This is a genomic window from Streptomyces acidicola (assembly GCF_009377235.1).
Classification (GTDB): domain Bacteria; phylum Actinomycetota; class Actinomycetes; order Streptomycetales; family Streptomycetaceae; genus Streptomyces; species Streptomyces acidicola.
Genome location: NZ_VMNX01000108.1, coordinates 18,383 through 29,311, shown reverse-complemented (window position 1 = coordinate 29,311; position 10,929 = coordinate 18,383). Strand labels below are relative to the sequence as shown.

8 protein-coding genes and 1 pseudogene are annotated in these 10,929 nt (G+C 70.6%); all 9 read right to left on the bottom strand.

The genetic code is table 11. The annotated features are described in order from the left end of the window. Positions 1-101 precede the first annotated feature (101 nt). Complete coding sequence (locus tag FPZ41_RS25760; protein ID WP_152866073.1) at positions 102-1,226, bottom strand: pectinesterase family protein; 1,125 nt, start codon at positions 1,224-1,226, stop codon at positions 102-104. A gap of 2 nt (positions 1,227-1,228) precedes the next feature. After that, positions 1,229-2,518 (bottom strand): pectate lyase family protein, encoded by a 1,290-nt coding sequence (locus FPZ41_RS25755; protein ID WP_152866072.1) that lies wholly within the window; start codon positions 2,516-2,518, stop codon positions 1,229-1,231. Positions 2,519-2,570: 52 nt separating this feature from the next. Then, complete coding sequence (locus FPZ41_RS25750; RefSeq protein ID WP_322620719.1) at positions 2,571-3,365, bottom strand: rhamnogalacturonan acetylesterase; 795 nt, start codon at positions 3,363-3,365, stop codon at positions 2,571-2,573. A gap of 120 nt (positions 3,366-3,485) precedes the next feature. After that, complete coding sequence (locus FPZ41_RS25745) at positions 3,486-4,838, bottom strand: ABC transporter substrate-binding protein (RefSeq protein WP_152866071.1); 1,353 nt, start codon at positions 4,836-4,838, stop codon at positions 3,486-3,488. A 109-nt stretch (positions 4,839-4,947) separates the two neighbouring features. Continuing rightward, a pseudogene (locus FPZ41_RS25740) lies at positions 4,948-6,006 on the bottom strand (pectate lyase family protein); the annotation flags it as partial. A gap of 33 nt (positions 6,007-6,039) precedes the next feature. Next, a complete protein-coding gene (locus tag FPZ41_RS25735) occupies positions 6,040-7,602 on the bottom strand; it encodes a glycoside hydrolase family 43 protein (RefSeq protein WP_322620718.1) in 1,563 nt (520 codons plus the stop codon). Next, positions 7,599-8,444 carry a DUF6807 domain-containing protein gene (locus FPZ41_RS25730; protein WP_152866069.1) on the bottom strand — a complete coding sequence of 282 codons (846 nt, stop codon included), beginning with the start codon at positions 8,442-8,444 and terminating at the stop codon, positions 7,599-7,601. The genes FPZ41_RS25735 and FPZ41_RS25730 overlap by 4 nt, the downstream gene beginning before the upstream one ends. Next, positions 8,441-9,628 (bottom strand): Gfo/Idh/MocA family protein, encoded by a 1,188-nt coding sequence (locus tag FPZ41_RS25725; protein WP_152866068.1) that lies wholly within the window; start codon positions 9,626-9,628, stop codon positions 8,441-8,443. Before FPZ41_RS25725 ends, FPZ41_RS25730 begins: the two co-directional genes overlap by 4 nt. After that, complete coding sequence (locus FPZ41_RS25720) at positions 9,625-10,905, bottom strand: pectate lyase family protein (protein ID WP_152866067.1); 1,281 nt, start codon at positions 10,903-10,905, stop codon at positions 9,625-9,627. The genes FPZ41_RS25725 and FPZ41_RS25720 overlap by 4 nt, the downstream gene beginning before the upstream one ends. Positions 10,906-10,929: the final 24 nt, after the last annotated feature.

Genomic DNA, 10,929 nt, shown 5'->3' with positions numbered 1-10,929 from the left:
CTCCGATTCCCGCCCCGGCCCCGGCCCCGGCTGCCGCTCCGGCTCCGGCGAAGAGCGCCGCCGCCCCGGTTCCCACCACGAACGCCCGCCGTCCCACCCGGTCATGGGCACTCATACGGCCTCCAGTCCCCGAGGTACGTCTCCCGGGTGTGCGACTCGGCCTCGCCGACCGTGAGTTGGGGCCGGTTCTCGGGAACCGAGATGACCGCTCCGGGCCCGGTGTTGCGGTACTCGGCGAACCGCTGGTCCTGCCAGGGGTAGCCGGAGGACATGGTGGTGTAGGGCGCCACCGCGTCGATGCCGGCCCCGAGGCGGGTCTCGCGCACGGTCAACATGGGCCGAGCGGTGGTGTCGGAGCTGGGTACCCACGGACGGGCCAGCTTGTAGAAGCCGTCGGGCGCCTCACTGGTGACACGGCTCCCGGTCACCAGGTAGCCGCGCGGGTTGGCGACCGCGGTCGACGGCGCGAACACGAATCCGTGGGGAGCCCCGGTCAGGTCCGTGCGGATCACGGTGCGGAAGTGGCAGCGCTCGAAGACGGCGGTGGCCCGTCCGAAGACGAAGTCCACGTCGCCCTCGGCGTAACAGTCCCGGAAGTACTGGCGGGAATACGTGCCGAGCGCCATCGAGTCGGCGTACAGCGTGTCCTGGTGCCCGAGGAACCGGCACCGCTCGAACGCCGAGCGGTCCCCCTGCACCTTGATGGCGACGGCCTGGGTGCCGGTGATCCCGGGGTGGTCGGCGCGGAGCCAGTCGTTGGCGAAGGTGATGTCCCGCGCGGTGAACCCGTCGGCCTGGACGAGGGTGGTCGCCGATCCGGTGGTGCCGTAGGTGCCGCCGCCGGGCTTCGGGGTGCCGGCGGCGTTGTCGTACACGACCACGACGTCCCGGGCGTCGCCGGAGGCACCGATCCAGGTCATCCCGGTGTGCGCGACGCTCACCGCTACCGTCTCGCGGTAGGTGCCCGGCGCGATGACCAGGGTGTATCCGCTGCCCGCGGCCGCGGTCACGGCGGCCTGGACGGTGGTGTGGTCGCCGAGCCCGCCGGGGTGGACGTACAGGGTCCGCTCGGTCGGCCGCGCCGACGGCGACCCGTACCGTCCGAAAGGAGAGCGCCCGAAGGGAGAGCGCCCGCCGGCGTGGGCGTTCCCGCCGGCCCCGAGGGCGAGCGCGGCCCCGACGCTCGCGACCACGAACGACCGTCTGCCGACTACTGGTGTGTCCATGCTCAGCAGACCTTTCCGGCACCCGCGCGCTGCCCGACGATCCCGGGCACGGCCCGCGGCGAGTCGACCTTCGTACGCAGCGTCGGCGTCCACCCGGCGCCGGACTGGAGGGTCTCCTCCGGGATCTCGGCGTTGTGGACCGCGATCAGATCCGTCAGTTTCCCGTTGACGTAGTTGTTCTCGGCGGTGAGCGGCGCCTCGCTCCACTTCTTCAGGGTCTTGGCGGCGCTGACTCCGGCGGGGAGGGAGATGGCGTTGTCCGTGGCGAACAACTGCGAGGAGGCGCCGATGCCGAAGGTGTAGCCGAACTTCTGGCCCGCGGTCACCACGTAGTGGTTGTTGTACGTGTCGACCTGCCCGAACCGGACGCGTGGCGCGCGCTCGACGATGCCCTCGAAGCGGTTGTGGTGCAGCGTGACCTTGAGCTTGCCCGAGTCGGTGGAGCCGGCGCCGTCACTGTTGCCGATCAGCATCGTCTTGTCGTGGTCCTTGAAGGAGTTCCAGGACACCGTCACGTGGTTGGCGCCGCGCACGATGTCGACCAGGCCGTCGTGCTGCTGGTAGACCTTGCCGAAGTACGACGGCAGGGAGCTGTCCGGGTAGCGGCCGTCGCTGAGCGTGTTGTGGTCGATCCACACGTGGGTGGAGCCGTAGACGACCACGCCGTCGTACTCGGAGTTCCAGGCGCCGGTCTTGTTGTCGTCCGTCGGGTCCCACTGCGGGAAGCAGTCGACCGGGGCCTCGATGGTGAGGTTGCGGAGGATGACGTTGTCGACGCCCTTGATCTGGAGGCTGCCGCCGAGAATGCCCGAGTCCTTCCCGACACCGACGATGGTGGTGTTGGCGGGGACGTTCGCCTTGATGGCCTGGTCCTGGCCGGCGGCGGACGCGGCCCGCAGGTCCTCCTGCTCGCCGCTGACCGGGGTGTCGTGGCCCCAGACGGCCGGGTCGTAGTCGGCGAGGTACTGCTGGAAGTCGTACCCCTCGGCCTCGAACGCGTCACAGCCCTCGGACACGGCGTCGATCATCCCCTTGACCTTGATGATCTTCGGGGCGTCCCCGCCGTCCTTGAGCGCGGCTCTGAACTCGTCCCAGGTGGTGACGGTGTAGACGTGTGTGGCGTCGGCGGCCGAGCCACCGGTGGTGCCGGTGCCCTCGGAGGCCCACCCGTCGCCCGCGGCGAGGGTCTCACGGCCGAGGTCGCGGTCCTGGGCGTGGGCGGGTGTGCCGGTGACGGCGAGGACGAGCGCGGTGCAGGTGATGACGTGGGCATGCCAGATACGGGGAGCCATGTGTGCGGTTCCTTTCAAGAACGAGGGGGCGGAGGGCTGTGCCCGTGTACGGCTACGCCTCGGGCCAGCTGATCCAGGAGTCCGGGATCTCGTCGTCGAGCCGACGCACATCCCGGTCGGCGAGCACGCGACGACGCACCAGCTCACCCGCCACGAGCCGCGCGACAGCGATCGCACCCGGCGGATTGAAATGCGTGTTGTCCTGCTCGGTGGCAGTCCAGTTGAAGTACTTCTTCGTCTCTTCGACACCGAGCCTCTGCCACAGCGCGAACGACAGCGCCTCGATGTCGAGCAACGCGACGCCCTCCTCCTCGGCGAGGGCGCGCATGGCCGCCGGATAGTCCCCGAGGGTGCGCACGGCGTTGCCCTCGGCGTCGAACCGCCGGCGTTCCACGGAGGTGGCAAGCACAGGTCGCGCGCCCCGGGCCCGCGCACCGTCGACGTACTGGCGCAGATGGTCCTGGTACGTCGTCCAGGGCTCGGTGTAGCGGGCGGGATCCTCGGCCTTGGAGTCGTTGTGCCCGAACTGGACCAGGAGGAGGTCGCCGGGCCGGATCGCGCCGAGGACGGCGTCCAGTCGCCCCTCGTCGACGAAGCTCTTCGAACTCCGGCCGTTCACCGCGTGGTTGGCGACGACCACGTCCTTGCTCAGGAAGAAGGGAAGCGCCATGCCCCAGCCGGTCTCGGGGGCGGCGTCGGCGTACTTCTGGGCGGCGGTGGAGTCGCCGGCGACGTAGATCGTCCGGACGCGCCGGGAGCCGGCCGCGGCCGCGTGGGGCGTCGCCGCGACGGAGAGGGGAACGGCGGCGAGCGCCGCGGTGGTGACCTGTCTGCGGGTGAGTGACACGGGGGTGCCTTTCTCAACAGGCGTACTGAAGGCAGGGGTCCAGTGGTGCCTTTCCCATGGGGCGGGGTGCCCCGCGCCCCTTCAGCGACGAAGTCCTTCAGGGGCGCGGGATCCGGAGGGCTACTGGCCCTTCTGCTCGTTCCACTCGGCCTGAGCCGTGTTCAGCTGGTCGGCCAGCGTGTCCAGGAAGTCCTTCGCGCTCATGGACCCGTTCATGACCTTCTGGAAGTTCGGCTCGTTGTCGGTCTTGGAGATCGTGTTCCAGTCCGGCAGGTAGTACGGCAGCTGCACGATCGTCGTGGACCCGTCGGACAGCGCATCGGCGGCCAGCTTCGTCGGCTCGGCCTTGATGATCCACTCGTCGTTGGCGGCCTCCGTGTTCGCCGGGACCTGGCCCGCGGACTCGTTGAACTTGGAGCTCTCCGCCTTCGAGCTGGCGAACTCGATGAACTTCCAGGCGGCCTCCTTGTTCTTGGAGGCCTTGAACACTCCGAGCCCGTCGATCGGGTTGGAGACCTGCACCCGCTTCCCGCCGGGCCCGATCGGCTGCGGGATGCCCCGGAACTTGTCGGTGCCGAGGGCCTTCACATGGTCCTGGTAGGAGCCGAGGTTGTGGTTCAGCATCCCGATCGTGCCGGAGTCCCACTGGGCGACCATCTTGGTGAAGTCGTTGTTGAGGTCGGCCGCCGGGGTGACCTTCTTGTAGAGGTCGACGTACTTCTCCAGGGCCGCCACGTTCTTCGGGTCGTTGACCGTGGTCTTCTCACCGCCGGCGTCCCAGAACGAGGTGATGCCGGTCTGCCCGTACATCGCGTCCAGGGCCTGGGCGATGGAGCCGGCGCCACCGCGGATGGTGTAGCCGAACTCGTTCTTGCCCTTGTCGGTGAGCTTCTCCGCGGCCTCGTAGAACTTCGGCCAGGTGGTCGGCTCGTCCAGGCCCGCCTTCTCGAACAGGTCGGTGCGGTAGTAGAGGACGCCGTTGTTGGCGGACGTCGGGATCGAGTACAGGTGCTTGTCGTCGCCGCCCGCGGCCTGCAACGACGTGACCATGTCCTTGTTGATCTCGCCGTCGAGGGACGACTTGGAGAGGCGGCCCTCCAGCGGCTCCAGCGCGTTCTGGGCGGCGAAACCGGCGATCATCGCCGCGCCGACGCCCCCGACGTCCGGCAGGCCGCCGCCCTGGAGGGCGGTGTCGACCTTGGACTGGTACTCGGTGGCCGCGATCCCGACGTACTTGACCTTGATGTCCGGGTTCGCCTTCGCGAAGTCGGCGATGATCTCCTTCCAGATGTCCGTGCGGACACCGCCGTTGTTGTCCCAGAAGACGATCTCGCCCTTGCCGCTGCCCTCGGCGCCCTTGTCGCCGCCCGCGCCGCTGCCGTCGTCGCCGCAGGCGGTGGCGGTCAGGGCCAGGGCGGATCCCAGGGCGACGGCCACGGCGGCGCGCCTGCTTCTGCGAATGCTGATCTTCATTGAACGGCTCTCTTCTTCTGGATCCAACGAGGGTTTGCTGTGAAGTTGTGGGGGCTCTTGGACTGCCGAGCGGGCTCAGCCGCGTCCGTGCGGCCGGCCGGCTCGTTCACACGGTGTGCGTACCGAGCTGCTTCTGGGGCCCGGAGAAGCGGGTGACCAGGGCGGGGACGGCGGCGGCCGGGTCGAGCCGGTAGGCGTAGAAGTCCTTCGGGTCGAAGGCGGCACCCCACTCGTCCTGCCGGCCCGTCGTGTTCTTGAGGATCGACCCGCGCTGCACCAACTCGGCGGTGGCGTCGGCCTGGTACGGGTGCTGGACACCGTCGTAGTAGCCGTTCTCGATGACCATCCTCGTCCGGCCGCGCGACCAGTTGCCGTACGTCCACACGGGGTCGCCGTCCGCGAGCTGCGCCGACAGGTAGTTGTTGTAGAGGTGCGCGTAGGCGCAGTTGTCGGCGGACGGTTTGCGCTGCTTGGTGTTGCGGAACCAGTTGTGGTCGATGGTGATCTGGGTCTTCACGTTCGGGGTCCAGCCGATGCCGAACGTCTTGTTGCTGTCCGTGAACTGGTTGTAGGAGACGGTGATGTACTCGCTGTCCTTGCGGATGTCGAGCTGGCCGTCGCAGATCCGTGAGAAGCGGTTGTGGTCGACCCAGACGTGGTGCACGGAATCCATCTGGATGCCGTCGAAGTCGGTGTCCTTGCAGTCCCAGTCGCCCTCGATCGCGGAGTCCCGGATGGTCAGGTTCCGGATGATCACGTTGTGGGTGCCCGGGTTGAGGTGGAACTCGCCCTGAACGAGCTCTCCCTCGGTACCGACTCCGATGATGGTCTTGTCCGAGGCGACGACGACGTTCGCTCCGAAGGGCTCGGCCTTGATCGTGCCGGCGACCCGGATGACGTACGGCTCCTCGGCGGCCGCGTACTTCTCCAGCGACGCCTGGTCGGTGACGGTCACCACCTTGCCGCCCGCGCCACCGGTGGTACCGCCGTCGAGGGAGGCGAAGCCGTGTGCCGTGTCGCTCCAGAGGTTCACGGTCGGTGCGGCACTGGCCTCCCCGATCGCGCCGAGGCCCAGCGCGGCCACGAGGCCGATCACGGTGGCCAGGACCTTGCCCTGGCCCGGTCCGCGCTCGTGTCTCGGCAGGTGCTTGCCATGGAGGTGCGTCATCGCGGCTCCCAACAGGCGTACGGGTGGGGTGGGTTACGAGGGGGTGATCCGGAACTGTGTGAACGTGGCCGCCCCGGCGTGTCCCCCGCCGGTGGGCGCGACCGCGAACAGGCCGAGCAGGGCGCCGACCCAGCGCCAGGGGGTGGCGGCGAAGACCTGACCCGAGGGCTGGAAGCCACGGCCGTCCCCGACGTCGTACGAGAAGCGGCAGCGCGCCCCGGCGCCGATCTCGATCCGCAAGTGCGCCCGTCCCTCGGGAGCCGGCCGCGGGTGGGCGGCGTCCCGTTCCCGCTCGGCGACCGACTCGCCGAACCGGTGCACGAGGTGGACGCTCCCGTCCGCGCCCCGCTGGAGCCCGATCCAGGTGAACGCGTCGCCGAGGACGGCGAGCCCGGCCCCGGCGCCCTCCTCCTCGCTGTCGAGCCGGAGTCCGACCCGCACGGTCGCCGGGGTGCCGGGCAGCCGCTGGGTGAGCACGTTCGGCAGCTTGCGCAGGTCGTGCGCGTCGGCCGTCCGTACGCAGGTCAGCCGCAGCCCGTCGCCGGAGTGGTGGGTGGCCCAGCCGTCCTGGGGGTTGGCGGTCCACTGCCACTGACGTCCGAAGCGGCCGCCGGGGAAGTCGTCGTCGGTGGCGGGCGCGGCGGGCGGCTGCCGCGGCAGGGCGGGCTTGCGGTGCACGGCGACGGGGGTTCCCTCGTCACCCATCACCGGCCACCCGTCCGTACCCCAGCGCATGGGCTGGAGGTGCACGACCCTGCCGTACGCGCCCCGCTGCTGGAAGTGCAGGAACCAGTCCTCGCCGGCCTGCGTGCGCACCCAGCCGCCCTGGTGGGGACCGTTCACATCGGTGTCGCCCTGCTCCAGGACGATCCGCTCCTCGTACGGGCCGAAGAAGCCGCGGGAGCGGAAGGCGCCCTGCCAGCCGGTCTCCACGCTCCCCGCGGGGGCGAAGATCCAGAACCATCCGTCGTGCCGGTACAGCTTGGGCCCTTCGAGCGTGAACCAGCCCGGAAGCCGGTCCCCGTCGACGATCACCTTGCCCTCGTCGAGCAGGCTGGTGCCGTCGGGCTGCATCCGGTGCCCGGTGAGCCGGTTCTTGATCCCGGAGCGGGACCTGGCCCAGGCGTGCACCAGATACGCCTCGCCGGTCTCGTCGTCCCACAGGGGGCAGGCGTCGATGAGTCCCTTGCCCGCCTTCACCAGGTGCGGGCGGGTCCAGGGGCCGCGGATCTCGGGGGCGTTGACCTGGAAGACGCCCTGGTCGGGGTCGCCCCAGAAGATCCAGAACCGGTCGTCGTGGTAGCGCAGGGAGGGCGCCCACACCCCGCAGTCGTGCCGTGGGGTGCGGAACCCGGCCCCGGGCTCCAGGCGCTTCAGGGCGTGCCCGACCAGCGTCCAGTTGACCAGGTCCCGGGAGTGCAGCAGCGGCAGGCCGGGGGCGCGGCCGAAGCTGGACGCGGTGAGGTAGTAGTCGTCGCCGACGCGGCAGACATCGGGGTCGGACCAGTCGGCGCCCAGGACCGGGTTGCGGTAGGTGCCGTCACCGAGGTCGGCGCTGAAGGCGGGCGCGCCGCCGGTGACCGAAGGGGTGCTCACTGGCTCACCGCCTTCCGGACCAGCGCCGCCGCCTCGATCCTGGGGAGGACACCGTCGGCGACAACGGTCACGATCCGCCGTACGACGGTCTCGCCCGGCTCGATCGGTACCCGCTCGTCGTGCGCGAGGGAGGAGCCCACTCCCGGGTACTCCTCGGTGCGCACGAACCACGGGTCCTCGCGGGTCTGCTCGGTGGCCCCGGCGAAGACCAGCGTCCAGGTGGAGCCCGCGAGGGCGAGCCAGTCGGCGCGGGTGCCGTGAATCTCCGGCTCACCCTCGCTGTCCAGGGTGAACACCCGAGGCGCGGTGGCCTCCTTGCGGGCGCGCCAGAAGAAGCCGCCGTACGCCGCGCCGGGCCGTCCGTTGGTGGCGGGGCTGCCGATCGACAGCGGGCCGGGCGTGGTGTTGGTGAGCGAGAACGTGAAGTCCAGCGCCCAGGCGGAGTCGGTGAGTTCGGTGGCCGCGACCGTACGGCGCTCGCGCAGCAGCTCGCCTCCGGCCGCCACCCAGCGCAGCTCCTCGACGAAGCCGTCGGGGTCGCTGAGCTGGAAGGCGGCGTGCCGCTGCGAGCCGTGGTTGTCGAGCTCGGTCGGGCCCTGGTCGCGGACGAAGGTGCGTCCGCCCCAGAAGTTGTGCCCCTCGACGTCGGGAACGGCGACACCGACGCCGAGGTGGTGCAGGTGGTCGGCCGGGCTGAGCTCGGTGACGGCCGTACCGGACAGGGTGGTGACCGGGTGCAGATAGGGGCGTGGGGAGAGTCTGGTGGGCAGCTCCGGCCGGGTGGTGTAGCGGCCGACCGGGCGGCCCGCGATGCGCAGGACCAGCGAGTCGTTGTTCGTCATGTGCTCACCTCATTCGCTGAAGCTGTGGGGAGGGCCCAGGGGGCGCCCAGCTCGGAGTAGAGGGCGAGGGTGTCGGCGGCCGAGGCGACGAGGCCGTCGATGCCGTGGACGACGCGGCGGTTCTCCTCCGGCACGAGGTGCCAGGCGTCGGCGGGCAGCGGAGTCGGGTCGGGCGCCTGTCGAACCGCTTCGACGACCTTCATGAAGGCGCCCGTCGCGTCGGGTGTGACCAGCAGTTCGGTGCCGTCGGTGAGATGCGCGGCGAGGTTCTCCAGCAGGTCCGTGCGGCCGTACTCGATCTCCTCGGGCCCGTGCCCGGCCCGCTGGACGAGCACGCGGTCCTGCTTGTACCAGAAGGTGATCCGGCCGCTGGTGCCGTGCACGAGGACGTACGGTTCGCCCGGGTGCTCGGCGCACAGGGTGGCGGCGACGGTGACGCGGCCGCTGCCGGCCGTGGTGATCCGTACACACGAGGTGTCGTCGGACTCGATGTCGTTGGCGCGCAGCAGTTCGGTCTCGATGCCGGTGACGTCCTCGGCGTGCGTGGCTCCGGCGAGCGCGAGCCCGGTGGCGACGGCGTGGGCGAGCGGGTTGGTGAGGGCGCCGTCGATGACGTCGACCCCGTTCAGGCGCCGCTTGCCCGCCCACGGGGCGCGCCGGTAGTACGCCTCCGCGCGTGCCCACGCCCCGGCCCCGCCGATGCCGACGACCTCGCCGAGCGCGCCCTTCGCGACCAGCTCGCGGATGGCGCGCACCGCGTGCGAGCCCAGCGACTGGAAGCCGATCTGGCAGGCCACCCCGGCCGCGGCGACCCCGTCGGCCATACGGCGGAACTCGGCGTACGACGGCGCCGGGGGCTTCTCCAGCAGGAGGTGGACGCCCCGTCGGGCCGCGGTGAGCGCGAGGTCGGTGTGGGTGGGGATGGGCGTGCAGATCACAGCGATCGCGGCACCCGTGGAGTCGAGCAGGGCGCCGAAGTCGCCGGACTGCTCGGGCGCGCCCAGGCCGTCCAGCTCCTCGGGGTTAAGCGGCGTCAGCTCGCAGACACCGGCGAGCCGGACCATCCCCTTGTCCTGCAGGCGGCGGATGTTGGCCAGGTGCCAGCGGCCGTGGCCCCGGGCGCCGGCCAGGACGACGGGCAGGGGGGTGGCGCCGGAGCGCTCCGAGGCCGTCGTGGTGGTCATCGGATCCTCCCGGCGCCCGCGCCCCGGGCGACCTCGCGGTCCGCCTGCCGGGCGCTGTCGATCTCGCCGTGCAGCGCGGGTGTCCAGCCGACGTCGGGGGTCAGGTCGCGTTCGCTGCCGGAGTTGTACGCGTTGTAGATGGTCAGCAGGTCGACGGGGAAGCCGTTGAAGAGGGTGCCGGTGGCGTGGAAGGCGGTGCCGTTCCAGCTCTTCACGAGGTCGGCGGCCTCGATGTGGCCGGGGGTGGTGAAGGCGTTGTTCTCGGCGTACACGGCCGACTCGGTGGAGATGCCGAGCGAGTACCGGTAGTCGTGCGCGTCCACGGGAACGACGTAGCGGTTGTTGTAGACGTGCACCTGCCCGAAGCGGACGCGCGGCGCACGCTGTACGACGCCCTCGAACTCGTTGTGGTGCAGGGTGACGCGCAGCTTGCCGCGGTCGCCGGTGGCCGTGTCGCCATTGCCGATGAGCATCGCCTTGTCGTGGTCGGCGAACCGGCTCCAGGACACCGTCACCAGGTCGGACTCGTTGGTGATGTCGAGCAGTCCGTCGTGGCGCAGGTAGTTGCGGCCGAAGTAGGTGGGCTCGTCCTCGTCCGGGTGGCCCTTGTCGGACAGCGTGACATGGTCGACCCACACATGGGTGGCGCCGCGCAGCCAGATGTTGTCGTACGCGGTCTTCCAGTCGCCGAGGCCGCCGGTGTTGGGCTGCCAGACGGGGAAGCAGTCGTAGGCGTCGCGGAGTTCGAGGTTGCGGATGATCACGTTGTCCGCGCCCCTGAGCTGGAGGCCGGCGCCTTTCAGCAGCGCCCTGTCGCCGAGCCCGACGATGGTGGTGTTGGACCCGACGGCCAGCTCGACCCGTTCCGCCTGCCGGGCGGCCGACGCCTGCCGGGCCTCTTCCTGGGGGCCGCTGGGCTTGGCGGAGCCCCAGGTGCGCGGGTCGTACGCGGCGAGGTACTGCTTCAGGTCGTAGCCGTCGGTCGCGTAGTCGTCGCAGTTCAGCGTGTCGCCGTCGTCTGTCGTGTTGGCGTCGATGGTGCCCGCGATCCGGATGATCTTCGGGGTCGCGCTGCCTCCGTCGAGCGCCCGGACCAGCTCGCTGCGGTTGCGTACGGTGTAGACGTGGGCGTCGTCGGCAACCGAGCCACCCGTGGTACCGCCGTCGGCCGCCGCCCAGCCGTCGTTCGCGGCGAGCGTGTCACGGCTGATGTCGCGGGCCTTGGCCCCGGCGGGGGTGCTGAGGGTGAGGCCCAGCACCCCGGCCACGACGAGCAACGGGAGGCGCTTCGTGCCCGGAAG

Bases quoted from the DNA above. Each gene is read 5' to 3' on its own strand.
- FPZ41_RS25760 (WP_152866073.1), bottom strand. From the start codon at position 1,226: ATGGACACACCAGTAGTCGGCAGACGGTCGTTCGTGGTCGCGAGCGTC.
- FPZ41_RS25755 (WP_152866072.1), bottom strand. From the start codon at position 2,518: ATGGCTCCCCGTATCTGGCATGCCCACGTCATCACCTGCACCGCGCTC.
- FPZ41_RS25745 (WP_152866071.1), bottom strand. From the start codon at position 4,838: ATGAAGATCAGCATTCGCAGAAGCAGGCGCGCCGCCGTGGCCGTCGCC.
- FPZ41_RS25730 (WP_152866069.1), bottom strand. From the start codon at position 8,444: ATGACGAACAACGACTCGCTGGTCCTGCGCATCGCGGGCCGCCCGGTC.
- FPZ41_RS25725 (WP_152866068.1), bottom strand. From the start codon at position 9,628: ATGACCACCACGACGGCCTCGGAGCGCTCCGGCGCCACCCCCCTGCCC.